Below are 24,684 nucleotides of genomic sequence, written 5' to 3' on the forward strand. Positions count from 1 at the left end.
CAGTGTTCAACCGGCGGTGAGCTCACGCAAAGCCGCCTGCACCTTTCTAAGATCACCTTGGAGCGCCGCGCGATGACAGGAATCCACACGGGCCGCTCGCGTCGCTAGCCGAGCATATAGGCCCAAAGTGACACTGAAAGTACGCCGAGCGCCGTTGTCAGCGTAATCGTCGAGGCCGCGAGACTGTGACCGACGCCAAAGCGATTGGCAATCAGCCAGGCGTTCACACCTGTGGGAACTGCGGCGGTGAGGACGATCGCCTCACGCCATTGCGAGCTAAGGCCAAGAAGATAGCCGGCCGAAAGCACGCAGGCCGGCAGCAACAGAAGCTTGAACGCCGAGGTAACGCTGGCGATTCCGAGATTGCCGGAAAGACCATATTGCCGCAGCGCCATGCCAAGCGAAATCAGCGCCGCCGGGCCTGCCGTGTTGGCGATGCTGTCGACGACGCTGCCGAGCGTTGCCGGCAGGGGAATACCGATGAGGTGCACGACGAGGCCGGCGACAAGTCCGATGACCAGCGGATTGCGGACAAGGTTTCTGCCTACCTGATGCAGTAGCTCGCCTGTGCTCCGCCCGCTGCCGCCATTCGCCTTGCGCTCAGCCTGCTCCATCAGCATCGTACCGGCGATCATCATGACAGGCAGATGCACAGCGATCAGGATCGATAGCGCCACGATGCCATCGGGACCGACCACACGGCTCACAAGCGGCAGGCCGATGAAGGTATTGTTGGCGAAAGCCGACGACACACCGGCGAGCACCCCGATCCGCGCATCCCGCCCGAATAGGCGCGTCGCCGCCAGATGGCCGGCTGTCCAGGCGACCGCGACGCCGGCAAAATAGGCGATCCACAATCGGAATGGCGAAGCCCCGTGGAAATGCGCGCCAGCAATGGTCTGGAAAAGCAGCAGCGGCACGGCAATCTTGAAGACGAACTCGCTCATCGCTTCGCCGACGCTGGCCGTCAATATTCCGGCACGCACGATCAACCAGCCGACGAGGATCAGCAGGAAAATCGGCAGAACATCGGAAAAGATTTCGGACATGCCGGCGAGCGAGCTGTGGCGGGATCTTGGGACTTGATCCCAGAGTTGTAGCAGCTTGCAGCAACGTGAGAAGCCGAAAAGCGGTCGGAAATAAAAAAAGCGGGCCACGCCCGCTTTCCCGCATCCGGCCCCGCCGGAGTCCTCCCGGTGCACAGGCCGCCAGTTCATCCGTGGTCGGCGCGCGTACCGGTGAGGCGGAAGGTATCATACCTTCCCAGAACTGGCCCGAATGCCTTGTCCGCATCCCATGCCCGTTCACTTGATAAGTGTTTACAGATGGAAAGTGACAGGCAAATGACTGGTTGAGATTTAGTTACCTCATCGGACACCGATTTTCCTTCCAAACTTCGGAAAAACCGCTAATACCGGATACCGGCTATCACCAATACCGGGACCCCCTTTTTGATGACTCGTTTCGATGTACTGACCGTTGGCAATGCTATCGTCGACATTATCTCCCGCTGCAACGATCAGTTCCTGATCGACAACAAGATCACCAAGGCCGCGATGAATCTCATCGATGCCGACCGTGCCGAGCTATTGTATTCGCGCATGGGTCCGGCGCTCGAAGCCTCCGGCGGCAGCGCCGGCAATACGGCGGCGGGCGTTGCGAATTTCGGCGGCAGGGCGGCCTATTTCGGCAAGGTCGCGGAAGATCAGTTGGGAGAAATCTTCGCGCACGACATCCGCGCCCAGGGCGTGCATTACGAGACCAAGCCGAAGGGCACGTTCCCGCCGACTGCCCGCTCCATGATCTTCGTCACCGAGGACGGCGAGCGTTCGATGAACACCTATCTCGGCGCCTGCGTCGAGCTTGGCCCGGAAGATGTCGAGGAAGATGTCGTCGCCAACGCCAAGGTCACCTATTTCGAAGGCTATCTCTGGGACCCGCCGCGCGCCAAGGAGGCGATTCGCGAATGCGCCCGCATCGCCCATGTCCATGGCCGCGAAATGTCGATGACTTTGTCCGACAGCTTCTGCGTCGGCCGTTATCGCCACGAATTCCTTGATCTCATGCGCTCGGGCACCGTCGATATCGTCTTTGCCAACCGCGACGAGGCATTGTCGCTCTACGAGACCGATGATTTCGAGAAGGCGTTGAAGCTGATTGCGGCTGACTGCAAGATCGCCGCCGTCACCACCGGCAAGGACGGTGCCGTCATCGTGCGCGGCAACGAGCGCTATGTCGTCGACGCCCATCCGATCGAGGAGCGCGTCGATACGACCGGCGCCGGCGATCTCTTCGCAGCCGGCTTCCTCTTCGGCTACACGCAGGGTCGCAGCCTCGAAGACTGCGGCAAGCTCGGCAACCTCGCCGCAGCTATCGTCATCGAGCAGATCGGCCCTCGGCCGATGCGGTCGCTCTCGGAAGCCGGCAAGGAATTCGGGCTTCTTTAAGCTCGCCCACTGGCTCATGCTGAAATTGAAAGCCGCTCGCAGCAGACCGCTGCAGCGGCTTTTGCTTGAGGTGTCACGGCCAGCAAACGAAATCTATCACCATAGCAACCGAAAGGTTCCGGCCTCGTGGAGAATGAGAATTCCAAGCGCCACGAGAACGAAGGGCACCACCCGATACCCATAGCGACGGATCGGCGCACCGATCGTCGGGTGATTGACCAGGAAGTGCGCGGCGCCGAGCCACAAAGCCGTCATGACGACAAACACAATGGCGATGATGGTGATCTCATCGCTCGTGCGCGTGGCAAATAGCGGCGTGTAGATGCCGATATTGTCGCCACCATTCGCGATGGTGACCGCCGCGACGGCTATGATATTGCCATGCCCGATCGACGCCTTTTCGTGATCTTCCGGATCACTCTCTGCCTCAAAGCCCTGCCACAACGTCCATAGCTTCTTCAGGCCAAGAATGATCGGCACCAAGCCGAGGAGGCCGATATAGGCGGCGGGAATAACGAGAGAGATCAGGGAGGCGAGCACGCTTACGCCGCAAAGAACGCTAATGCCCAGATATTGGCCGATGACGATTTGGCGCGGGTGGAATTTGCGGTCCGCAAAAAATCCGAGCAGAACAAAAATATCGTCCACGTTCGTCGATGCAAACAGGACGATCGCTATGCCGAGATTCCCGAACAAATATTCCACAATCACCGTTCCCGCTCTTGATGCCAGATGCATCGCCGCGTCGAAGAATCACGCGGTCGCGGCTACCATGGAGCTTTGAGGGGCTTTCTTTTACTTGAAGGCTTCGCCGGGGTAGGCGCCCCAGATTTCGGATTGCGCCACCCAGCCTTCGGTGCCGTCGGCGGTCGCCAGGCACCAGTCGCCAGTGCATTCGCGGATGTTCATCATCACGCCCGGCTGGAGCTTGGCGATGACGGTGCTCGACGGCTGCGCGTCGCGGCGCATATTGACGAAGACCGCCTTGCCCTTGCCCTTCATCCACGGCGCGGCGATTGCCGAGCGCTGGCCGGATAGCAGCGACTGGTTGACCCAGCCCTCGGTGCCGTCGGCATCACGCACGCGGCGCCAATTGTCGTATTCCTGGATGATTTCGACCGGCAATCCCTGCTTAAGATAAAGCCAAGACACGGCGTAGTCGGCGCTCGGGCCGATGCGCAGGTTGACGCGCTTCGATTTCAGCGTGACGAATCGCGGCAGCGGCAATCCGCTCGGTCCCTTGGCGGCCTGGGCCGCGGCAAGATCGGCGGTGGCGCCGGCCATCATCAGGCCGATCGCGAAAACAGCGCAGGACTTCAGGACTTTGCCACGCATAGGGATTTCCGTTCGCTCATCATGACCAAGGCGGCCTATCGTTCCGGTTTATCGGCAAATCCCTGCGCCGCGCCCACGAGTTTTATTTGTCTTCGCCTGCGGGTCTGGTAGAAATGCTCGGAACGGGAAAATTATCCTGCTTCTTGGTTAATAACATCTGAACAAGGCATCGCCGGTCGCCATGACGACGAAGAAAAAACCGAAGGTCTATATCACGCGTAAACTGCCGGATGCAGTGGAGACGCGGATGCGCGAACTCTTCGATGCCGAGCTCAACATTGACGATACGCCGCGCACGCAGGCCGAGCTTGTGGAAGCCATCCGCTCCGCCGATGTGCTGGTGCCGACAGTCACCGACCGCATCGATGCCGCATTGATCGAGGAAGCCGGGCCGCAGATGAAGCTGATCGCCAGCTTTTCCAACGGCACCGACCATATCGACGTCGAAGCGGCGGCCCGTCGTGGCATCACCGTCACCAACACGCCGAATGTCCTGACCGAGGACACGGCCGACATGACCATGGCGTTGATTCTTGCCGTGCCGCGGCGCCTCGCCGAAGGTGCGCGCGTGCTGACGGACAAGCCCGGCGAATGGGCCGGCTGGTCGCCCACCTGGATGCTTGGGCGCCGCATTCACGGCAAGCGTATCGGCATCGTCGGCATGGGCCGCATCGGCACCGCCGTCGCCCGCCGCGCCAAGGCATTCGGCCTCTCCATCCATTATCACAACCGCAAGCGCGTCAGCCTGGCGACCGAAGACGAGCTGGAGGCGACCTATTGGGACAGCCTCGATCAGATGCTTGCCCGCGTCGACATCGTCTCCGTCAACTGCCCGTCGACGCCGGCGACCTTCCATCTGATTTCGGCGCGTCGGCTCGCTCTGCTGCAGCCGACGAGCTACATCGTCAATACAGCGCGCGGTGACGTCATTGACGAGACGGCGCTGATCAAGATTTTGCGCGAAGGCAAGATCGCCGGCGCCGGCCTCGACGTCTTCGAGAACGAACCGGCCGTCAATCCAAAGCTGGTGAAGCTCGCCAACGAGGGCAAGGTGGTGTTGCTGCCGCATATGAGCTCAGCCACGCTCGAAAGCCGCATCGACATGGGCGACAAGGTCATCATCAATATCCGCACCTTCATCGACGGCCATCGCCCGCCGAATCGCGTGCTGCCATTTCGCTGAATTAAATCAGGGCTTTGCGCATCTCGATCGACGTCGTGCGGTCGAAGCCGGCGTGGCGATTCTCTGCGGTTTTGGCGAATCCCCAATTGGCAAAGGTGGCGTGATTGCCGGTTAGCTCGATCCGCGTTTCCAGCCGCAGCACACGAAGGCCACGCTCCTGCGCCGTCGTTTCCGCAAGACTCAGCAAGCGCCTGCCGATCCCCTTGCCCTGTGCGCTCGGCAAAACAGCGAGCTTGCCGATATAGAGGCTGTCCGGCTCCGGACGGCAGAATATGCAGCCGGCTAATCGATCGCCATCAAATGCGATATAGCCGATTTCGGCTCTCGCTTTTTCCCTGAGCGATTGCGCGGTCAGCGACAGCGCCGAGGAGGGCGGATCGATCCGTCCGTCCATATAGGCGAAGGAGGCGAGAATGAGCTCAAGCAGCTCATTCCAGCGGCCGAAATTGTCGTCGAGACGCTGAAGGGTGATACCGGTCATTCGGCCGCGGCCTTGGCGCGCTTGCGGCGATAGCGGATGGTTTCGAAGCGGGCGGCGAGCCCGTCATAGAGCAGCAGCCGGCCGATCAGCGGTTCACCGATGCCGGTAATGACTTTGATCGCCTCCATCGCCATCAGCGTGCCGATGACGCCTGTCAGCGCGCCGATGATCCCGGCCTCGGAGCAGGCGGGAATGAGGCCTTCGGGCGGTTGCGTGGGGAAGAGGTCGCGATAACCAGGGTTCAGCGTGCCGTCGGCGCTGGCCTCATAAGGTTTCAGCGTCGTCAGTGAGCCGTCGAAGCGGCCGACCGCGCCGGTCACCAGCGGCAGGCGCGCCAGCTCGGCCGCGTCGGCCGCGGCATAGCGCGTATCGAAATTATCGGAACCGTCGACAATGAGATCGAAACCGGCGAGAAGCCGCTCGGCGGTCTCGATGGAAAAACGATCCTCGAAGCGAATGGTGCGCACATGTGGGTTCAGCCGTGCAATGGCGTCGGCCGCACTCTGCGTCTTCAGCTCGCCGATCGTGCCGGTATCGTGGATCACCTGCCGCTGCAGGTTGGAAAGCGAGACGCGGTCGTCATCGGCAATCCCAAGCGTACCGATGCCTGCGGCGGCGAGATATTGCAGCACGGGCGCACCGAGCCCGCCGGCGCCGATCACCAAAACCCGCGCCGCTTTTAATTTTTGCTGCCCGGCGCCGCCGACTTCGGGCAGCAGGATGTGGCGCTTGTAACGGGCGATTTCGTCTGGGGTCAAAGGGTCCATGGCCATGATACTATCACGCTCCGCGGAAAATTCTCCGCCTATGATTTCGAAATGCCGCCATGCGCGACGGTAAAGAATTGCGCCCGTTCGCCGAGCGCTGAAAACATTGCCTTGTCCGTGCCGGTCATGAAGGCCTGGCCGCCGAGCCCGTCGATCAGGTCGAAGAGCGCTGCGCGCCGGCCTTCATCGAGATGCGCGGCGATTTCATCGAGCAGCAGGATCGGCGCATGGCCGGTCAAGTTGCCGACGAGGCGGGCATGGGCGAGGATGAGGCCGACGAGCAGCGCCTTCTGTTCCCCCGTCGAGCAGCGCTCCGCCTCCATATGCTTCTCGCGATGACGCACCAGCAGATCGGCCCGATGCGGGCCATCAAGCGTGCGTCCGGCGGCCGCGTCGCGGTATCGTCCTTCGCGCAGCATCTCGGCATAGCTGTCCTCGAGATCGACCGCCGGGCGATCGAATTGCCCGTCGAGGAAACCGGAGAGCTCGAGTGCGGCGGATGGAAAGGGCGTCGCCTCGCGTGTTTCCGCGATCAGCCGCGAGAGGAGGCCGAGCATCTCCTGCCGGGCGAGCGCCATGGCGATGCCGAGACTCGCCATCTGCTCCTCGATGCCGCTAAGCCAGGACGGATCGAATCGGCCTTCGGCGAGCAGTTTGTTGCGGCTGCGCATGGTGCGCTCGAAATCGCTGGCGCGGCGGCCATGGGCGGGATCGAGCGACAACACGAGCCGGTCGAGAAAACGGCGGCGCTCGGAGGAGCCGCCGGTGAATAGCCCGTCCATCGCCGGTGTCAGCCAGAGCACGCGTAGATGGTCGGTCAGCTCGTCCACGGTCTTGGCCGGTGCGCCATTGATCCTGAGCTTGCGCGCCGTCGCCTCGTCGGTCGCGTCGACGCCGGTCCCGATTTCGACTTCGCCATTCATGCCCTCAAGCTCGGCAAAGATCGAAAAGCCGCCGGATGCATCGACGCGGATGATATCCGCATAGGCCGCGCGCCGCATCCCGCGTCCGGGCGAAAGGAAGGAGACTGCCTCCATCAGATTGGTCTTGCCGGCGCCATTGTCGCCGGTCAACACCACATGCCGCTCGTCAAGCACAAGCGACGCCGCCGCATAATTGCGGAAGTCGGTCAGCTTCAGGCGCGAGATGAAAACCTTGTGCGGCATCGGGCATCCGGATTCGTGTCGATGGCCGAGGCGTATGCCGAACCCTGCGCAAGTGCAAGGATTTTGCCGATGGGCATTGAAGAGAGGTGCATCGGAGCGACGGCGGGGCCACCCGCGTCCTTCGACAGGCTCAGGATGAGGGTGGAGAAGCTCCCGAGCCGAACCGCATAGATCAGCCCTCATAGTGAGGAGGCCCATGAGGCCGTCTCGAACCACGAGGGCGGGTGATTCGCCCTCAAAATAAAAAAACCGGCCGAATCACCGGCCGGTTTCACGTGAAGCAATGTGATTCGCCGCTGTTTTGTAGCTCAGTCGCTGAACGTGTCGAAGAAATCCTTCATGCGGGCGAAAAAGCCCGTTGATTCGGGATTGTTGTCCTTCGAGGAGATCTGCTCGAATTCCTGCAGCAGCTCGCGCTGGCGCTTGGTGAGTTTTTGCGGCGTTTCGATCTGGATCTGGATATAGAGATCGCCGACCTGGCTGGAGCGCAGCACAGGCATGCCCTTTGCCTTCAGGCGGAATTGCTTGCCGACCTGCGTGCCTTCGGGAACCGTGACGCGCGATTTCGTGCCGTCGAGGGTCGCGACGTCGAAGGTGCCGCCAAGGGCAGCCGTCGTCATCGAGATCGGCACGGCGCAATAGAGATCGGCGCCGTCGCGCTGGAAGAACTCATGCGGCTTGACGGAGAGGAAGATGTAGAGATCGCCCGAAGGCCCACCGCGCAAGCCGGCTTCGCCTTCGCCCTGCAACCGGATGCGCGTGCCATCCTCGATGCCGGCCGGGATGTTGACCGAAAGCGAACGCTCTTCGGTCACGCGGCCCTGGCCGTGGCATTTGGTGCAGGGATCGGGAATGATCTGACCGCGGCCATGGCAGGTCGGACAGGTGCGCTCGACCGAGAAGAAACCCTGTGCAGCCCGTACGCGGCCCGCGCCCTGGCAGGTGCCGCAGGTCTTCGGCTGCGTGCCCGGCTTGGCGCCGGAGCCGGAGCAGACATCGCAGGTGATCGAGGTCGGCACGCGAATCTGCGCCGTCTTGCCGGTAAAGGCCTCTTCCAGCGAGATTTCCATGTTGTAGCGAAGATCGGCGCCGCGTTCGCGACCGCCGGAGGAGCGCCCGCGCGAGCGTCCGCCACCCATCATCTCGCCGAAAATATCTTCGAAAATGTCGGAGAAGCCACCGCCGCCGAAGCCGCCGCCGCCAAATCCGCCGCCATTGCCCATGCCGCCATGCTCGAAGGCTGCATGGCCGTAACGATCATAGGCCGCCCGCTTCTGCGGATCCTTGAGCGTCTCGTAGGCTTCGTTGATTTCTTTGAACTTTCGCTCGGCGTCCTTATCCTCCGGGTTCTTGTCCGGATGAAATTTCATCGCCAGCTTGCGAAAAGCGCTTTTCAGCTCTTTTTCGTCCGCCGTTCTGGCGACACCCAACGTGTCGTAAAAGTCCGCTTTTGCCATTAAGGAATAGACCCCGGAAATGGATTTCCGGCTGCCCTAAGGCAGCCGGATCTGAGTTGCAGCAAAACCTGTTGAGGCTTGCGATTATGCAGACCGCTTGCGGTCGTCCTCGTCCTTGATTTCCTCGTAGTCGGCATCGACGACATCATCCTTGCCGCCTGCCGACGCATCAGCGGTGGAGCCTTCCGCCTGCTGGGCCTCATAAATGGCCTGGCCGAGCTTCATGGAGACTTCCATGAGGGTCTGGGTCTTAGCCTTGATGTCTTCGGCGTCCGGCTCGGAAGCTTCGGTCGCTGCCTTCAGCGCTGCGATCGCCTCGGAGATCGCGTTGCGGTCGGCTTCGGTGACCTTATCGCCGTAATCCTTCAGCGACTTCTCGCTGGAGTGGATCAGGCTTTCAGCCTGGTTCTTGGCTTCCACGCCTTCGCGGCGCTTCTTGTCCTCGGCAGCATGGGCCTCGGCATCCTTGACCATCTTTTCGATGTCGGCGTCGGAAAGACCGCCGGAAGCCTGGATGCGGATCTGCTGTTCCTTGCCGGTGCCCTTGTCCTTGGCCGAAACCTGCACGATGCCGTTGGCGTCGATATCGAAGGTGACTTCGATCTGCGGTACACCACGCGGAGCCGGCGGCAGGCCGACGAGGTCGAACTGGCCGAGCAGCTTGTTGTCGGCAGCCATTTCGCGCTCGCCCTGCGAAACGCGGATGGTCACGGCCGACTGGTTGTCGTCGGCGGTCGAGAAGGTCTGCGACTTCTTCGTCGGGATCGTCGTGTTACGCTCGATCAGACGGGTGAAGACGCCGCCCAGCGTTTCGATGCCGAGAGACAGCGGGGTCACGTCGAGCAGCAGAACGTCCTTGACGTCGCCCTGCAGAACGCCAGCCTGGATGGCAGCGCCGAGTGCGACGACTTCATCCGGGTTGACGCCCTTGTGCGGCTCCTTGCCGAACAGTTGCTTGACGATTTCCTGTACCTTCGGCATGCGGCTCATGCCGCCGACGAGAACGACCTCATCGATTTCAGCCGCGGTAACGCCGGCATCCTTGAGGGCGGCCTTGCAGGGAGCGATGGTGCGCTGAACGAGATCGTCGACCAGGCTTTCCAGCTTGGCGCGGGTCAGCTTCAGCGTCAGGTGCTTCGGGCCGGTGGCGTCTGCCGTGATGAAGGGCAGGTTGATTTCGGTCTGCTGCGAAGACGACAGTTCGATCTTGGCCTTTTCGGCAGCTTCCTTGAGGCGCTGCAGAGCCAGCTTGTCGCCCTTGAGGTCGATGCCGTTGTCCTTCTTGAACTCAGCAACGAGATATTCGACGAGGCGCATGTCGAAGTCTTCACCGCCGAGGAAGGTGTCGCCGTTGGTCGACTTCACTTCGAAGACGCCGTCGCCGATTTCCAGGATGGAGATATCGAAGGTGCCGCCGCCAAGGTCGTAAACGGCGATCGTCTTGCCGTCCTTCTTGTCGAGGCCATAGGCGAGCGCGGCAGCGGTCGGCTCGTTGATGATGCGCAGAACTTCAAGACCGGCGATCTTGCCGGCATCCTTGGTTGCCTGGCGCTGCGCGTCGTTGAAGTAAGCGGGAACGGTGATAACGGCCTTTTCGACCTTTTCGCCGAGGTAGGATTCGGCGGTTTCCTTCATCTTCTGAAGGATCATTGCGGAAACTTGTGCGGGCGAATAGCCCTTGCCCTGTGCCTCGACCCAAGCGTCGCCGTTGTCGCCGCGGACGATCGTGAAGGGAACGAGGTGCTTGTCCTTCTCGACGGTCGGATCTTCGTAGCGGCGGCCGATCAGGCGCTTGACAGCGAAGAGGGTGTTGGTGGGGTTGGTGACCGCCTGGCGCTTGGCCGGCTGGCCGACGAGGCGTTCGCTGTCGTCCGTGAAGGCTACCATCGAGGGGGTGGTGCGGGCGCCTTCGGCATTCTCGATCACTTTCGCGTCCTTACCGTCCATGACGGCGACGCAGGAATTCGTGGTTCCAAGGTCGATACCAATTACTTTTGCCATGTCATTCTCTCCTTGAAGCAAGCTATCGGAACCCCTGTCAGGCATTCCATTGACAGCCCCTTACGGGATGGTCTTGAGGATTGCGCAGCCATGACTGCGGTGATGCCGCGTATATAAGTAGCGGTTTTACTGACTGCAAGGCAGGAAATCACCCGGAATCCAGCAAAACGAATGGTTTGTCGCGCAAATTCCACAGTGCCACATCGAGGTTGTGAACCCTTGGGAAATGGCGCGACCATCTATCAGATCAGCCTTGCCCCCGCCATGCAAGCGGCAATGCCAGGAATCGCTTCTTATTGCCCGAGGATGACATCGAGAAGCGAGGAGCGGTGCCGCCGTACTGTCGCCGTTATCGGGCCGGGATCGCCGATATCGGCAGGCGGGATATCGCCGTTATCATACTCGTCCGAGCTGTAGGGATTGTTGTCGGCAAGGCCCACGGGCGGCAGATCCTCGGGATCGTCATTCAGCGTTGCCTGATCGACGGGCTGTTGGCGCTGTTGAACCGGTTGCTGCGCCGGCCGTTGCTGGAGCGTCGGCTGGCCCTGCTGCAGCGAAGCCTGCCCGCCATTGCCGCCGAGTGCGCCGGAGATGATCGAGCCGATCGTCGTCTGCTGGTCGGTATTCGGCGCGGATGCTACCACCGGCGCGCCATTGTCGATGATCTGGCCGCCGCCGAAGATCGGCGTCGGCGTCAGGCCCTTATGAGCGGCGACCATGAATTCCTTCCAGGCCTTGGCCGGCAGCCCACCGCCTGTGACCTTTTTCATCGACTTGCCGTCGTCATTGCCGAACCAGACGCCCGTCGTCAGATGGCTGGTGAAACCGACGAACAGCGCATCGCGGAAGGACTGCGTGGTGCCGCTCTTGCCGGCCGCCTGCCAGCCGGGGATGCGGGCCGCCTTGCCGGTGCCGAAATTAATGACGCCGGTCATCATCGTGTTCATGTTGGTGACGACATCGGGATTCAAAACCCGCGGCGGATTGTCGAAGTTCGCCTGGTAGAGCACCTTGCCGGAGGCGGTCGTCACCTTGGTGATGACATGCGGCGTCGCCTTGTAGCCGCCATTCATGAAGGAGGCATAGGCCGAGGTCAGCTCCAGCAGCGAAACTTCCGATGTGCCGAGCGCGATCGAGGCATTGGCCTGCAGGTCGGATTCAATGCCGAGCCGATGCGCGACCTTGACCACCTGCTCCGGTCCGACTTCCATCGCAAGTTGGGCGGCCACCGTGTTCAGCGAATGGGCGACGGCCGTGGCGAGCGTCACGGGTCCGTTATATTTCTGCTCGTAATTCTCCGGCGCCCAATTGCCGATCTTCACCGGCGCGTCGTTGCGGATCGAGTTCGGCGTCAGGCCCATTTCCAGCGCAGCGGTATAGACGAAGGGCTTGAAGGCAGAGCCCGGCTGGCGCTTGGCGGTGACGGCGCGGTTGAACTGGCTCTGCGCATAGTCCCGCCCACCCACCAGTGCACGGATGGCGCCCGTTGCATCTACGGAGACGAGGGAGGCCTGCGAAGCGTTGAGTTTCTTGCCGTCCTTCGCAAGCACATCGTTCAGGGACTGTTCGGCCTTCTGTTCCAGCGAGGTGTCGATCGTGGTGTCCACCGTCAGATCTTCTTTGACGGCGCCGCCGATCAGGCCGGGAAGCTGGTCCATGACCATATCAGCGACATAGTTCTGGGCGCCGTTCCAATAGCTCGTCGCGTGCGTCGGCGGCTGCGACATCGCCGTCTTGATATCGGCTTCGCTGATGAAGCCCTGGTCGCGCATCGCCTGCAGCACGAGTTGGGCGCGAGCCTCGGCCGCGGCGGGATCGCGCGCGGGCGACAGCTTCGACGGCGCCTTGACGAGGCCAGCAAGCATGGCCGCTTCGCCGAGATTGACGTCGCGGGCTGATTTGTTGAAGTAGCGTTGTGACGCCGCCTCGACGCCATACGCGTTCGCGCCGAAGTAGACGCGGTTCAGATACATCGTAAGGATCTGGTCCTTGGTGTACTTGTGCTCCAGCCAGATGGCGAGCAGCACTTCTTGCACCTTGCGTTCCAGCGTGCGTTCCGGCGACAGGAAGAGGTTCTTGGCTAGCTGCTGTGTCAGCGTCGAGCCGCCTTGCACGGCATGCCCGGTCAGCACGTTCGTCACCACGGCACGGCCAAGCCCGATCGGATCGAAGCCGAAATGTGAATAGAAGCGGCGGTCCTCGATGGCGACGATCGCCTTGGGAATATAGGGCGACATATCGCTCAGCGTCAGAGCTTCGCCGCCGGTCGCGCCGCGATTGGCGATGATGCTGCCGCCGAGATCGGCGATCTTGACGTTCGGCGGCCGGTCGGGAATGGCCCAGGTGCTGGCGTTCGGCATGCGCGATCCGTAATAGACCACGAGACCGGCGGCACCGATGCCGGCCCAGAGGCAGAGCACGAGGCTCCAATAAATCACAGAGCGCACGAAGCCGAAGAAACCACCGCCGCGCTCGCGCCGCGGCTGCTTGCGCCGGCTCTTGGCGCGGCGCGGCCTGTCCGGCGGAGGGTCCTCGCTGCGCCGGGAAGAGCGCCCGCCGCCGGCAATCCGCTCGCCCGCGCTGAAACCATCATCGCCGCGTTCGCTGCCGCTTGAAAACGAGGGCTCTATCCTCTGGCCTGATCTGCTTTTGCCTGCCATTGCGGACCGGTCTTACCCCCGATGGTTCCATATTCCGATGTCTGGTGCCGGGGCCGCTACGCGCCCGCTCGTTCCCCGCGTTTACGCCGCCTGGGCATCAAAGCCCCGGTGAACTGTAAATGCGGCGATTTAAGGAGGAATTAAAAACATCCTTAACCGGTCGCAGCGGCAGCATTTGTCCATCCACAACGGGTTTGTTCAAGGAACTTTTGTTTTTCTCGTGCATTCTCTCCTCATAAAATAAGAGGGCGAGCAAATGAGTTCACATATCAACTTCGAGAAGGTCGGCGAAAATAAGCTGCGGGAAGTCTGGAGTGTCGAGGATTTCGTGCGGCGCCATCGGATTTGCAAGGAAGAGGAAATTCGGCTGAAGAAGCTGTTCGGCGACTTCGCCACCAAGCAGGAGTTGCTGTCGAACGCGCAGAGGCCCCCACTATTTCGCTAGGAGCTGTTTCGCTAGAGCGGATGGATAGGCCGGACGCGACGTTCATCCTGGGCGACCAGTTGGTCCGTTGCGGGGGAGCCTTATCATGTGGAAACGCTTTGAACTGTGGCTGATCGATCAGCTCGATCGGATTTTCGGATTGGAACGGCTGGCCCGTCGCGCCGGCTTTTCGGCCGATGATGCCAAGCGGATTGCACGGGAAAAGTAAGTGCATTTGGCGGCTCACCGCAAAGAGATCATCAATCGGCCGATAGATCCGTAGCGCTACGGGTGGGACGGTTTAATTCCAGATCGCAAAAATCCTGATATCGTCCCGTTTGGCGGAAAATGCCGCGTGCTCCAGTCACACTGGAACTTTACGCTCGCTAAAAGCTTTATCCTTACGTGAAACTCTACTCATTCGTCGGCCGCTTCATCCAGCCGGCGAATTTGCCTCTTCAGATGGTAGAAGCGTTTGCAATGTTCCATATTTTCGAATGCTCTGATTGAGGTTATAGTGGAGTTGTGCGGCCGTCTTCAGGACGGTTCCAAGCACGTGGTAGCGCGTGAGGAGGAGTATTCATGCGACATATCAAATGGAGCAACCCGATCGAGATCGGTTTCGCTCAAGGCAGCTCTCAGATGGTCACCGGCCCTTCCGAGGCCTTGAATTGCATGGCTAACCTCTGGCCAGATCGGCGCGGTCCGCTTTATGTGGCTGCGAGAAGCGTCTGCCGAGCTGCGATCGACGGACGGAAATCCGCTGAAGAAGCCCGCGAGATGTTTATTTCGGCGATGCGCGAAGCGCATTTGAAAATCCATTGAGGCAGCGCGGCGCTTCGACGCCGCCTGATTGCTCAACCCTTCTGAGCCGGCGAACGCCGGTCGCCGTCGCGCAGCTTTAAAGACGCGCTCATCCCCCACATCGTCAGTCCCGGTTTCGCCGTCGCATCCCCGCTGAACGGCCGGATTTTCCGATCCCTAATGAACCCATGCAAAAGGCCAGCGATGTCAGTCGCTGGCCTCATCATTTCGCTGCCATGAAGGCAAGATTACCGGTTGGAGCCTCTTGGCGTCATACGGCAATTAGGTTGATCTGCCGGGCAGGGATCGACATGGTCTGGGCTATATGGACCTGGCGAACCGGCATTCGGCCGTGGATTGTTCTGTTGTGGTTGCACCTGCTGAGGCTGCACCTGCCGCGGCTGCGCCTCTTGTTGTTGCGGCTGGGGACGGCGCTGCTGGTCGTCCTGGCGGTTGCTGTCACGCCGACGGTTGCCCCAACCCTGATTGTCGTCGGGCTGCTGGCGACCCCAGTCCTGGTTATTGTCCCAGTCGCGATTGCGGTCTCTTCGCCGGCGCCAATCATCATTGTCCTGCTGGTCGCTCCAGTCGCGGTTTCGGTACGGGCGACGATCCCAATTGCGGTCCGGTTCATCGTTCCAATCCGATCCGCGGTCCCAACCCGGGCGGCGGTCTACCCAACCTGGTCCGCGCCGCCAGCGGTCACGGTCGCGGTAGAAGTCGCGGCCACGATAATAACGATCCCAATAATCATCGAAATTGAAGGTGATGGTCGGAATGCCGAGCGGCCGGTAATATCGCGGTCCGACATAGATGCGGCGCGATTGGTAGGTTGCCTGGATGTACTGACCGGCGACCCAGCCGCGCCCGCCAAAGAAGGAGACGTCGCACCATGGCGTTTCGTTGAGGCAGCCGTTGATTTCCAGCGGTGTGCCGATGGGGATCATGGTCACTGCCGGATACCGCGTGCTCGGGCCGGACCTCATGTTGACGTTGGCGGTGGAAAAACCCTCTGCGGCTTCCGCGATTGCCGGGATCGCAATGAATGCGGTCAGCGCAAGTGCGGCAAGAAGCTTATGTCTCATCAATGCTCTCCTTTGCGCGTCGCCGGCAGGATAGGATTGCCCGGCGGCTGCGCTGATTGCTGTTGCCCGCTTGCCCAGCATATCCACCAAGGGACATGCGGTGCGGTTACAGGACCCGGCACGCCGTTTCCAGTTTCGATAAGATAAAAGTTAGCGCGGTCGCGGGATTTGGTTAGGGCCCAGCGCTATTCCTTCAATCTTTTCAGCGGTTTTACGAGAATTTGCATGAATGCAGGTTGAACGGATACGCGCTTAACTCTCAAAATTTGCATTAAATTTTAGGCAGCTTCACTTATTATCTTGAGGGTTACTAAGGCTTTAGTGCGCGGAATGGCGCGTTCTGCAGTAATAAGGCTTTGAGAATAAATTTAACGGCCTTGAAATCGCCACCTTGCCACCCGATATGGGCTGCAGTCAGACAGCCGGTGGATGCTTGGCGCGCTTAGAGCGAGCCGTTTTCATTCCCTGGCGGTTGCGGAACTGACGTTGACCTTGCGTTAACCTTTCGCGATCAATCTGGCTGCAGTTCTACCTTCCCTTTGACCACGGATGTACTGGCACTGATGTGAGGGTGGATGACGAAAGGCCGGTTTGCTCCGGCCTTTTTGTTTTTCGATGGCGTGCTTTGCGGAAGCGGAGCGCGCCATTTTTAATTTGGCCCCATTTATTTCGACCAAAGAAAAACCGCCGCAGTTTCCTGCGGCGGTTCGTATGAGAAGCGCCCGACGAAGCCGGGCGGTATCCTTAGTTGACGGTCTTCTTGGCAGCGACCTTGACGACCTTGGCATCCGGCTTTGCGGCTACGGTTACCTTTTTGGCGGGAATGTAGCCGGCGCCGATATTGACGTTCAGAGAGATGTAGTCGAGAGCGCTTTGCTGAACCGCCTGGGCGAGGCTTTCCTGCGCCGTTGAAACGTTGCGCTGCGCATCGAGAACGTCGAGCAGCGAAGAGGCGCCGTCCTTGTAGCTTGCCGTCGAGAGTTCGAGGGCTTCCTGATAGGACTTCACCTGCGCCCGCAGTGCGGCAACCGTCTGAGCATCGCGGCTGACAGCCGACAGGGCGTTTTCGACCTGTTCGACACCAGACAGCACGGTCTGCTTCCAGACGATATACTGCTCGCGGCTGGTGGATTCGGCGTTCTTGACGTTGGCGCGCAACGCGCCACCGTCGAAGATCGGCAGCGACAGGCTTGGGCCGAACGACCAGGTCGTCAGGCTGCCGCTGATGGACTTCGTGTGAATGTAGGACGGCGAAATCGAACCGCCGAGCGTGATCGTCGGAAAGAGCTGGGCCTCTGCCACGCCGATCTGAGCGGTCGCAGCGGCAAGGTTACGCTCGGCGACACGGATGTCGGGCCGGTTGCGGATGAGGTCGGCCGGGACGCCCGTATCGACGCGGCCGCGGAATACCGGCTGGCTGCCGCCACCGTGCAATTGGGCGATAATGGTCTGCGACGGTACGTTCAGCAGGGTCGCGATATGATGCACCGCCTGGCGGTAGCTGATTTCGAGGCCTGGAATTTGAGAAAGCTGCGAATTGACGAGACCTTCGGCCTGGACGACGTCGAGGCGGGACGCGGCGCCGGCGTCGAGCTGGAACTTGGTGAGTTCAAGCGTTGAGCGGCGGGACTTCAGGTTGTCCTGCGCGATCGAGATGAGGGCCTGATAGTAGCGGACGTTGACGTAGCTGTTCGCCAGATCCTGCAGATAGGTCAGGCGAGCAACGTCGACGTTGGAATAGGCCGCATCCAGCGATGCGTTGGCGCTTTCCTTGGCGCGACGATATTGGCCCCACAGGTCGAGCAGCCACGAAGCCGTGGCATCGCCGCTGGTGGTGTTTCGCGTTTCGGTTTCCGTACGCAGGCCGCCCTTCTGGCCGCTGGTCGTATTGCCGCCTGACACAAGGAGGCTAGGCATTCCGCCGGCTGCGGCCGAGACGACCTGCGCCTGCGCCTGATTGATGCGTTCCAGCGCCTGCTGGATATTGAGGTTTTCTGCAAGTCCCTGCTCAGCCAGGGTGTTCAGCTTCTTATCGCCGAAGGCGGTCCACCATTGTGAACTCGAGACGTCGCCGTTGATCTTCGTACCGCCCTCCGAGAACTTGGCCGCGAGGGGCATTTCCGGTGGCTTATGATCGGGGCCGCTGACGCAACCTGCCAGAAGAAGCAGCAGGGCGGGGGCGGCAGTACGAATGGATACCATCACATTATCCCACAATTCATTTTACATGATCACTAACTTACGGGGTCAGCGTGACCCCCATGTGTGTCGGCGCTTCTGTCTACGCAATACCAACAAACGACCCGAAGCATTCGGCGTCAATCTATCAACAAGTTTGCAATAGCACAGTGCCTTTTGCGATTTTTCGCGGCGGAACACGTGTGGGAACATGACAAATAGGGGGGTTCCGGTAAAAAAATTATGAAGTGTTGCAAAAAAATACCCTCCGCCTTGCTACTTTAAGCGGTAAGTGCGCAAAAATACCATATTTTGCGCAACTAAAGGACGGTGTCTCCAGACACTCGATGGGCGAAATGACCATTCGGACGGTTTGTTATGGGAAATAAGGGGAGAGGTTTGCGCGAACCCTATCCCGCGGTGTTGCACCGCGGTCGTCGGGAACAAAGGGCGTAGCCGTGATCGCTTCGTAAGCGCGGATATACACCTTTGAGGTCTGCTCGATCAGGTCGAGCGGAATTTCGGGTATCTCGTCCTTGTAAGGATCGCACCGCTCGGTCACCCAGGCGCGGACGAAATCCTTGTCGAAACTTGCGGGGCGCGCGCCCCTTTCGAAGCTGTCTTGGTAACTGTCGGCCAACCAGTAGCGGCTGCTGTCCGGCGTATGAATTTCGTCGGCAAGAAGGATGTTGCCGTTTTCGTCGGTGCCGAACTCATATTTCGTGTCGACGAGGATCAGCCCCCGTTTGCGGGCAATCTCCTGGCCGCGGGCGAACAAAGCCAGCGCGTAATCCGATAATGTCTGCCATTGCTCCTTCGTCAGGAGTCCATGCTCGATGATTTGCGCCGGCGTCAGCGGTTCGTCATGGCCGCCGTCGAATTCCTTGCTGGTCGGCGTGATGATCGGCTCCGGCAGGATCTGGTTGTCGCGCATGCCGTCCGGCAGCGTGATGCCGTACATCTCGCGCTGACCTTTCTTATAGAGCGTCAGGATCGAGGTGCCGGTGGTGCCGGCAAGGTAGCCGCGCACGACAACCTCCACCGGCAGGATGTTCAGCCGCTTGCCGACGACGACGTTCGGGTCGGGATAGGCGATGACGTGATTCGGGCAAATGTCCTTCGTCGCCTCGAACCAGTAGCGGGCTGTCTGCGTCAGCACCTGTCCTTTATAAGGGATGCAGGTGAGGATGCGGTCGAAGGCGCTCAGCCGATCGGTGCTGATGATGATGCGGCTCCCATCCGGCAGGTCATAATTTTCGCGCACCTTGCCGCGGTAACAATTGGGCAGTTCCGGAAAATGGGCTTCGGAGAGAATTCGCAACATAGTCACCAGTAGGCTCGTGCATCCGCCCGGCGGACGCTTCATGGTTGGACCCTTAACGCATAATGCCGAAAATCGGAATCGATTTTCGGACGGGATCATCGTCATCCGTTCAGCGCGGCTGCGCCCTCAGATCCAGAACCAGCCGATCAACGCGAGCGCCAGGCCATAGCTGAAAATGGTCAACAGCCAGCCGGCACGCAGGAAGTCGGTGAAGCGATAGCTGCCGATGCTCATGGTTAGCGTATTGTTGTGATGGCCGAAGGGCGTGATGAAATCGAGCGAGGCGCCGGCCGCGACGGCAATCAGATAGGCGTTGGCGGAATGCCCCGCCTTGGCCGCCAGTTCGAAGGCGACCGGCGTCAGCACGATGGCGACCGTGGCGTTGTTGACGAAAGGGGTGATCACCATCGCCAGGAACAGGATGAGCGCTACACCGAAAACCGGTCGCTCGATCGGCACGATCGTGCCGAGCCCGCCCGCCAGCATCTCCGCCGTCCCGGACGTCGCCACCGCGGCGCCGAGCGGGATCATCGCCGCCAGCATGATGATGATCGGCCAGTTGAGATCGGCGATCGCGGCGCGCAGGTTGATGAAGTTCAGCAGCGCCATCGCCAGGATGACGCCGGCAAACGCGATCTCGGGGCGAAGCAGACCGGTGGCGGCGACAAGCACGCCGCAGGCGAAAATGAAAAGCGGCCAGAAGGAGCGCAGCGGCGGTGTATGATCATAGCTTGCGGCCAGCGGCAGGCATTCGCATTCCTCCAGTGCTTCGGCGATGGCGTGTCTCGGCCCTTCCAGCTTGAGGATATCGCCGATCGACAGCGTAAGATCGTCGAAGCGCCCTTCGATGCGCGGCGAGCGCATGGAAAGCCCGGTTATCGCAACCCCTCGCGAGCGAAAAACCTCCAGCGATTGGATGCGCGAGCCGATCAGCGTGCTTTGCGGCATGACTACCGCTTCGCTGCGAATGAAATCGGATCCATAGGGGTCGGGATGGGATTCGAGCATCAGCACGCCTTTTGCCAAGAGTCGGTCGAACAGAACATCCGGCCCCTCGGCAAGCAGAATGTCGCCAGCCTCGATCGCAGTGCCTTCGACTGCGGGGACGAAGAGGCTGCCGCGGATCAGGGCATGCGGCTGAAGACCGAAGGCCCGGCGGCAGTCCACCAGCCGCTGCCCGACCAGGGGAGAGCCATGTGGTATACGGCGTTCGGTAATCATCTGCCGGTCTATGGCTTGGCCCGGCGCCGCATCCTCCTCACCTGATTTGGGAAACAGCCGCGGGACGGTTGCGGTAATCAAAATCACGCCGACGATGGCCACTGGCAGGCCGACATAGGCGAAGTCGAAGAAGTGGAAACCGTGTCCGGTCACCCTCAGCAGGGCATCGCTGACCAGAAGGTTGGCCGGCGTGCCGATCAGCGACACCAATCCGCCAAGGAGTGCCGAAAAGGAAATCGGGATCAGCAACTGTCGCCGCGGAATGGCGGTGACATCGGCAATGCGCAGCGCCACCGGCAGCGCTATGGCATAGGCGCCGATATTGTTCATGAAGATCGAGATGAAGGCCGTCAGTCCGGCAAGCGCTCCGATAATCACAGAGGTCGGCAGGTCTGTTGCAAGCAGGCGATCCGCCAGCGCGCCGAAAAGCTGCGCCCGCGCCAGCACCTGCACGATCAGCAGGATTTCGATCACGGTGATGACGACCGGGCTTGCGAGGCCGGAAAATACCCCTTCCGCCGGATAGAGGCCCAGCGCATATCCGGCAAGCAGCCCCGCGATCGAAACGACCTCGATCCGGAAACGGCCAAGACAAAACAGCGCCAGCATGAGGCCCAGAAGGATCAGCAGGGATGCTTGTTCGAACGTCATGGGCGGGTCCCGGAGATTCGCCAGGACCTAGAATGAACCAGCCTGCCGGTCCTGTACAGCCCCGGCACCGAACTGCCGTCAGGCAGGCTTGTTCCAGCCGCCGTTTCCTGCTTTTTCAAGAATCGGCGTCGAAAACACGCCAACGATCCGCTCGCCCCACGGCTTGCCGGTGGCATTGAGCCGCTCCCGCCAGCGCTCGGACTGCAGCATGGCCGCCCCGATCACGACAGGTTCGATGCCGCATGCGGCCAAAAGCTCCAGGCCGGAAACGATAGAGGCACCGCTCGAGATCACGTCGTCGATCAGCGCAACCCGTTTTCCCTGCAGGAGCGGCAGCATGCGCGGGTCTATATAAAGACGTTTTTCCTGGTTCGGCGTCGTAATGGAGGAAAGCGAAACCGACAGATCCTCGCGATACCAGAACTTACGCGAGGTGCCGAGCGGCACATAACGCTGATGGCCGAGGACCCGGGCAACCGCGCTTGCCAGCGTCAGCCCGAGGGTCGCCAGTCCGGCGACGACATCGACATCATGCGCGGCAATGCGCACGGCAAGCGCTTCGGCCAGCGCGTCCTGCACAGGAAAACTTGCCTGATTGATGATCAGCGAAGCGAGCGCATGGTCGCCATCGGCGAGCAGCCGGATCGGCAGGCGCAACTGCCGCCCATCGGGCAGTTCCGCCACATAGAAATCGCGGAATTCACTGATTGCATCAAAGCTTCGCGGCGGATCAATCTCCTGCCAGAAATCATGAGGCTGCATCGCGTCCGGCCTTCAGTCCATTTCGTCCGTTCTTTTCCATGCCCGCCCGGCGGCGAAGTCCGACAATCTCGGCTTCCGTCAGCGCCCGGACCGCGCCTTTCGCAAGGTCGCCGAGCGCGATGTCGCCAAAGGAGACGCGCACCAGCCGCAGACATTCTATGTCGAGAGCCTCCAGCATCCGCCGAATCTGCCGGTTGCGCCCCTCCCTGAGCTCGACTTCGATCCAGCCATTGCGGTCGCCACTGCGCAGCAGACGGGCGGAGATGGCCGTCAGAAGTTCGCCATCGTCGACGATCCCCCGTTCCATACGGCTCAAGAGCTCCTGGTCCATGATGCGGTTAACCTGCACATGATAGATCTTACTCACATGCGTGACAGGATCGAGCAGCGCCTGCGCCAGCACGGTATCATTGGTGAAGAGAAGCAGCCCTTCGCTTGCCTTGTCCAGCCGTCCGACCGGCGCTAGATGCCGGGCGTCGATATCCCTCAGACAGTCGTAGACCGTCGGCCGGCCCTCGGGATCGTCGCGTGTCGTCACCAGACCGCGCGGCTTGTTCAGCATGAAATAAAGCTTCTTTTCCGCCGAGATTTCGATGCCGTCGACGGCAATCCGCGCCCGGTCGAGATCGATCCAGGCAGCCGGATCGGTAATCTTGCGGCCATCGACTGTAACGCGGCCGGCAGCGATCAACCCTTCGGCCTGGGTACGCGAGCAATAGCCGAGCTTCGACAGCGCCCGCGGCAGGGTCACGCGCTTACCCTCCGCCTCCTGCCGGGCCTTCCCCGCCTTGCCCGATCTTTGCGGCGCACGCCTTTGGCTCACCCCGTTGCCTCGTCCTTGTTGTGTCGATGGTTAGGCGTACCGGCCCGATAAAGCATGAGGCCAATCCTTCGCACGACGAACGTCGCGACGCAAATCGCGTCAAAGGGAAACACACAGGAGAGACAGGGCTCGCGCCTTGTCAACGCGAGCCCTGCCGGCGGACCGGAGCGGCGATGGGTCGGGTGCGGCGGTGCCGGGGTAGCTGCCGCCGCCCGCTCCGGAGGGGGGCCGTCGCGGCGAAACCTGCATGGCGTCTGTTGCCGGAATTTTTCAGAATGGCGGAAATTTGTTACAGTTTGTATCACCGGCCGTTTCCCTGTTGTCAAAACCGCCCTTCGCCTCACATGGATGATCCATGGTTTCTGCATCGCTTCTTCTGGTCGAGGACGACCGCGAAATTCGGGCGCTTCTGGAGGAGTTCCTGAGCCGCGAGGGTTTTGCCGTCGAGGCGGTCGAAAGTGCCGCCGCCATGGATCGCGCGCTGGCCAGGGGTTTTCCCGATCTCATCATTCTCGATCTGATGCTGCCGGGCGAGGATGGCCTTTCTGCTTGCCGTCGCATACGGGCGCGCAGCCAGGTGCCGATCCTGATGCTGACGGCGAAGTCCGATGATATCGACCGCATCCTCGGCCTGGAAATGGGCGCCGACGATTATCTCGGCAAACCTTTCAATCCGCGCGAGCTTTTGGCGCGCATCCGCGCCATCCTGCGCCGCGCCGGCCCCGAACGCCCCGAGGAGGGCGGCGGTCCGCGCCGACGCAAGAGTTTTGCGGGCCTCATCGTCGATCTCGACGGCAGGGCGATCGAGATCGAAGGCGAGGGGCCGGTGCGCCTGACGACTGCGGAATTCGATCTGCTTGTCTGTTTCCTGGAGCGGCCGCGCCGGGTGCTGTCGCGCGACCAATTGCTGGACTGGACGCGCGGACGCGGCGCCGATCCTTTCGATCGCACCATTGACGTGACCGTCTCGCGCCTGCGCACCAAGCTTGCGCACTATTTGCCCGATGGCGCACAGGTCATCACTACCGTGCGCAATGCCGGCTACCTTCTGACCGTCGATGTGAGGGATGTCTGAACCATGCTGAAACTTGGTCTCGTTTCCCGCATCATCATGATCGTCGCCGTGGCGCTGTTCATTATCCAGCTCGCCGCCTTCGTTGCCGCCAGTTTGAAACCGGACTCGCCGCTCAGTCATCAGCTATCGCCGGCGATGCAGGTCAAGTCGGCAGTACGCCTCCTCGATGCCATTCCGCCCGAGGCGCAGGAGCAGGCCGTACGGGCACTGAACACTACCGGTCTGGATCTGCGCTTGGTCGATGCCGCGGCGCCCGCGCAAAGTGATGCAGCCGACCCGACGCTTGGCCGCAAACTGGCCCGCGAACTTGCCAATTTCGCGCTCGGCGACCGCTATTTCAGCCTGCGCTCGCTGCCCGAACGGCCGCAGGGCTGGTTTTCGGTCGGTGCTCCCGACCGGACGATCGAAGTGTCGATCGGCGTTGCCGGCGGCAAGGTTGCCGTCTTCAGCCTAGCCGATACGCCGACGGTGCGGCTGCGCGGTGTTCCCGTGGGTTTCATGGCCGGGCTTCTCGGCGTGTTGGTGGCGGTGATCGCGGTCGTCGCCGTGGCCCGCGAGACCCGGCCACTGACGCGCCTGTCGCGCACTGTCAATTCTATCGGCAAAGGCCTGCAACCGATTGATATTCCGGAACGGGGCGCTTGCGAACTGCGTATGCTGATCCGCGCCATCAATGGCATGCAGTTGCGCATCGCCGCCCTGATCAACAACCGCACCCTTATACTCGGGGCGATCTCCCATGATCTCAGAACCTATCTCACCCGTTTTCGTCTGCGCATGGAGATGATGCCGGATACGCCGCATCGCGAGCGGGCGATTGCCGATATCGAGGCCATGCAG

The 24,684-nt window shown here is 61.1% G+C and carries 22 protein-coding genes (1 of these 22 only partly in view); 7 read left to right on the forward strand and 15 right to left on the reverse strand.

What is annotated here, in order from left to right:
* Positions 1 to 104: 104 nt before the first annotated feature.
* Positions 105 to 1,049, reverse strand: coding sequence for an AEC family transporter (locus NXC24_RS00655; RefSeq protein WP_104824933.1), 945 nt, complete (start codon positions 1,047 to 1,049; stop codon positions 105 to 107).
* Between the two features lie 405 nt (positions 1,050 to 1,454).
* Here NXC24_RS00655 and NXC24_RS00660 point away from each other — a divergent pair, with 405 nt between their 5' ends.
* Complete coding sequence (locus NXC24_RS00660; protein WP_104821544.1) at positions 1,455 to 2,447, forward strand: adenosine kinase; 993 nt, start codon at positions 1,455 to 1,457, stop codon at positions 2,445 to 2,447.
* Between the two features lie 96 nt (positions 2,448 to 2,543).
* Here the strand turns inward: NXC24_RS00660 and NXC24_RS00665 are convergent, their stop codons facing one another.
* Positions 2,544 to 3,152, reverse strand: a complete 609-nt coding sequence (locus NXC24_RS00665; RefSeq protein ID WP_245463914.1) for a cadmium resistance transporter — start codon at positions 3,150 to 3,152, stop codon at positions 2,544 to 2,546.
* Positions 3,153 to 3,242: 90 nt separating this feature from the next.
* Positions 3,243 to 3,782, reverse strand: a complete 540-nt coding sequence (locus tag NXC24_RS00670) for an SH3 domain-containing protein (RefSeq protein WP_104821546.1) — start codon at positions 3,780 to 3,782, stop codon at positions 3,243 to 3,245.
* Positions 3,783 to 3,963: 181 nt separating this feature from the next.
* Between NXC24_RS00670 and NXC24_RS00675 the strand changes: the two genes are divergently transcribed.
* A complete protein-coding gene (locus NXC24_RS00675) occupies positions 3,964 to 4,965 on the forward strand; it encodes a D-glycerate dehydrogenase (protein ID WP_104821547.1) in 1,002 nt (333 codons plus the stop codon).
* Position 4,966: 1 nt separating this feature from the next.
* Here the strand turns inward: NXC24_RS00675 and NXC24_RS00680 are convergent, their stop codons facing one another.
* The 6 genes from NXC24_RS00680 to NXC24_RS00705 all read right to left on the reverse strand — a co-directional run bounded on the left by NXC24_RS00680 (position 4,967) and on the right by NXC24_RS00705 (position 13,497).
* Positions 4,967 to 5,437, reverse strand: a complete 471-nt coding sequence (locus NXC24_RS00680; protein WP_199773555.1) for a GNAT family N-acetyltransferase — start codon at positions 5,435 to 5,437, stop codon at positions 4,967 to 4,969.
* Positions 5,438 to 5,442: 5 nt separating this feature from the next.
* On the reverse strand, positions 5,443 to 6,213 hold the full coding sequence (locus NXC24_RS00685; RefSeq protein ID WP_104824934.1) for a molybdopterin-synthase adenylyltransferase MoeB: 771 nt from the start codon (positions 6,211 to 6,213) through the stop codon (positions 5,443 to 5,445).
* A gap of 38 nt (positions 6,214 to 6,251) precedes the next feature.
* A complete protein-coding gene (gene recF / locus NXC24_RS00690) occupies positions 6,252 to 7,379 on the reverse strand; it encodes a DNA replication/repair protein RecF (RefSeq protein WP_104821549.1) in 1,128 nt (375 codons plus the stop codon).
* Positions 7,380 to 7,687: 308 nt separating this feature from the next.
* The gene (gene dnaJ, locus NXC24_RS00695) at positions 7,688 to 8,836 is read right to left on the reverse strand and encodes a molecular chaperone DnaJ (RefSeq protein WP_104821550.1); all 1,149 of its coding nucleotides are present in this window, start codon (positions 8,834 to 8,836) and stop codon (positions 7,688 to 7,690) included.
* Positions 8,837 to 8,920: 84 nt separating this feature from the next.
* A complete protein-coding gene (gene dnaK, locus NXC24_RS00700; protein WP_104821551.1) occupies positions 8,921 to 10,837 on the reverse strand; it encodes a molecular chaperone DnaK in 1,917 nt (638 codons plus the stop codon).
* Between the two features lie 293 nt (positions 10,838 to 11,130).
* The gene (locus NXC24_RS00705; RefSeq protein WP_104821552.1) at positions 11,131 to 13,497 is read right to left on the reverse strand and encodes a transglycosylase domain-containing protein; all 2,367 of its coding nucleotides are present in this window, start codon (positions 13,495 to 13,497) and stop codon (positions 11,131 to 11,133) included.
* Between the two features lie 256 nt (positions 13,498 to 13,753).
* Here NXC24_RS00705 and NXC24_RS00710 point away from each other — a divergent pair, with 256 nt between their 5' ends.
* The 3 genes from NXC24_RS00710 (at position 13,754) to NXC24_RS00715 (ending at position 14,746) form a co-directional block, all read left to right on the forward strand.
* Positions 13,754 to 13,942 carry a hypothetical protein gene (locus NXC24_RS00710; RefSeq protein WP_104821553.1) on the forward strand — a complete coding sequence of 63 codons (189 nt, stop codon included), beginning with the start codon at positions 13,754 to 13,756 and terminating at the stop codon, positions 13,940 to 13,942.
* An 85-nt stretch (positions 13,943 to 14,027) separates the two neighbouring features.
* Entirely contained in the window at positions 14,028 to 14,150 is a 123-nt protein-coding gene (locus NXC24_RS36135) for a hypothetical protein (protein WP_260303263.1), read from the forward strand.
* Positions 14,151 to 14,503: 353 nt separating this feature from the next.
* Positions 14,504 to 14,746 carry a DUF982 domain-containing protein gene (locus NXC24_RS00715; protein WP_104821554.1) on the forward strand — a complete coding sequence of 81 codons (243 nt, stop codon included), beginning with the start codon at positions 14,504 to 14,506 and terminating at the stop codon, positions 14,744 to 14,746.
* Between the two features lie 227 nt (positions 14,747 to 14,973).
* On the opposite strand, the gene NXC24_RS00720 is transcribed toward NXC24_RS00715, so the two are convergent.
* From NXC24_RS00720 to NXC24_RS00745, 6 genes are all read right to left on the reverse strand, one after another.
* On the reverse strand, positions 14,974 to 15,810 hold the full coding sequence (locus NXC24_RS00720; protein ID WP_104821555.1) for an SH3 domain-containing protein: 837 nt from the start codon (positions 15,808 to 15,810) through the stop codon (positions 14,974 to 14,976).
* Positions 15,811 to 16,554: 744 nt separating this feature from the next.
* Positions 16,555 to 18,012 carry an efflux transporter outer membrane subunit gene (locus NXC24_RS00725; protein ID WP_104821556.1) on the reverse strand — a complete coding sequence of 486 codons (1,458 nt, stop codon included), beginning with the start codon at positions 18,010 to 18,012 and terminating at the stop codon, positions 16,555 to 16,557.
* Positions 18,013 to 18,364: 352 nt separating this feature from the next.
* Positions 18,365 to 19,309 carry a phosphoribosylaminoimidazolesuccinocarboxamide synthase gene (locus tag NXC24_RS00730; protein WP_104824935.1) on the reverse strand — a complete coding sequence of 315 codons (945 nt, stop codon included), beginning with the start codon at positions 19,307 to 19,309 and terminating at the stop codon, positions 18,365 to 18,367.
* Between the two features lie 129 nt (positions 19,310 to 19,438).
* Positions 19,439 to 21,184 (reverse strand): SLC13 family permease, encoded by a 1,746-nt coding sequence (locus tag NXC24_RS00735; RefSeq protein WP_104821557.1) that lies wholly within the window; start codon positions 21,182 to 21,184, stop codon positions 19,439 to 19,441.
* A gap of 78 nt (positions 21,185 to 21,262) precedes the next feature.
* Positions 21,263 to 21,946 carry a phosphoribosyltransferase gene (locus NXC24_RS00740; protein ID WP_104821558.1) on the reverse strand — a complete coding sequence of 228 codons (684 nt, stop codon included), beginning with the start codon at positions 21,944 to 21,946 and terminating at the stop codon, positions 21,263 to 21,265.
* Positions 21,933 to 22,769: a pseudouridine synthase gene (locus NXC24_RS00745; RefSeq protein ID WP_104821559.1), complete on the reverse strand. Its 837-nt coding sequence runs from the start codon at positions 22,767 to 22,769 to the stop codon at positions 21,933 to 21,935. The genes NXC24_RS00740 and NXC24_RS00745 overlap by 14 nt, the downstream gene beginning before the upstream one ends.
* A gap of 355 nt (positions 22,770 to 23,124) precedes the next feature.
* Here NXC24_RS00745 and NXC24_RS00750 point away from each other — a divergent pair, with 355 nt between their 5' ends.
* Positions 23,125 to 23,844 carry a response regulator gene (locus tag NXC24_RS00750; protein WP_104821560.1) on the forward strand — a complete coding sequence of 240 codons (720 nt, stop codon included), beginning with the start codon at positions 23,125 to 23,127 and terminating at the stop codon, positions 23,842 to 23,844.
* A gap of 3 nt (positions 23,845 to 23,847) precedes the next feature.
* Positions 23,848 to 24,684, forward strand: partial view of an ATP-binding protein gene (locus NXC24_RS00755; RefSeq protein WP_104821561.1) — the 5' portion only. The gene runs 513 nt beyond the window's last position; only the first 837 of its 1,350 coding nucleotides appear in the window; the start codon lies at positions 23,848 to 23,850; its stop codon lies beyond the right edge, outside the window.

The organism is Rhizobium sp. NXC24 (genome assembly GCF_002944315.1).
Classification (GTDB): Bacteria; Pseudomonadota; Alphaproteobacteria; order Rhizobiales; family Rhizobiaceae; genus Rhizobium.

Coding starts and splice junctions, on each gene's coding strand:
- NXC24_RS00735 (WP_104821557.1), bottom strand. CDS start 21,184: ATGACGTTCGAACAAGCATCCCTGCTGATCCTTCTGGGCCTCATGCTG.
- NXC24_RS00710 (WP_104821553.1), top strand. CDS start 13,754: ATGAGTTCACATATCAACTTCGAGAAGGTCGGCGAAAATAAGCTGCGG.
- NXC24_RS00705 (WP_104821552.1), bottom strand. CDS start 13,497: ATGGCAGGCAAAAGCAGATCAGGCCAGAGGATAGAGCCCTCGTTTTCA.
- NXC24_RS00675 (WP_104821547.1), top strand. CDS start 3,964: ATGACGACGAAGAAAAAACCGAAGGTCTATATCACGCGTAAACTGCCG.
- NXC24_RS00720 (WP_104821555.1), bottom strand. CDS start 15,810: ATGAGACATAAGCTTCTTGCCGCACTTGCGCTGACCGCATTCATTGCG.
- NXC24_RS36135 (WP_260303263.1), top strand. CDS start 14,028: ATGTGGAAACGCTTTGAACTGTGGCTGATCGATCAGCTCGATCGGATT.
- NXC24_RS00715 (WP_104821554.1), top strand. CDS start 14,504: ATGCGACATATCAAATGGAGCAACCCGATCGAGATCGGTTTCGCTCAA.
- NXC24_RS00670 (WP_104821546.1), bottom strand. CDS start 3,782: ATGCGTGGCAAAGTCCTGAAGTCCTGCGCTGTTTTCGCGATCGGCCTG.
- NXC24_RS00660 (WP_104821544.1), top strand. CDS start 1,455: ATGACTCGTTTCGATGTACTGACCGTTGGCAATGCTATCGTCGACATT.
- dnaK (WP_104821551.1), bottom strand. CDS start 10,837: ATGGCAAAAGTAATTGGTATCGACCTTGGAACCACGAATTCCTGCGTC.
- NXC24_RS00725 (WP_104821556.1), bottom strand. CDS start 18,012: ATGGTATCCATTCGTACTGCCGCCCCCGCCCTGCTGCTTCTTCTGGCA.
- NXC24_RS00740 (WP_104821558.1), bottom strand. CDS start 21,946: ATGCAGCCTCATGATTTCTGGCAGGAGATTGATCCGCCGCGAAGCTTT.
- recF (WP_104821549.1), bottom strand. CDS start 7,379: ATGCCGCACAAGGTTTTCATCTCGCGCCTGAAGCTGACCGACTTCCGC.
- NXC24_RS00655 (WP_104824933.1), bottom strand. CDS start 1,049: ATGTCCGAAATCTTTTCCGATGTTCTGCCGATTTTCCTGCTGATCCTC.
- NXC24_RS00750 (WP_104821560.1), top strand. CDS start 23,125: ATGGTTTCTGCATCGCTTCTTCTGGTCGAGGACGACCGCGAAATTCGG.
- dnaJ (WP_104821550.1), bottom strand. CDS start 8,836: ATGGCAAAAGCGGACTTTTACGACACGTTGGGTGTCGCCAGAACGGCG.
- NXC24_RS00685 (WP_104824934.1), bottom strand. CDS start 6,213: ATGGACCCTTTGACCCCAGACGAAATCGCCCGTTACAAGCGCCACATC.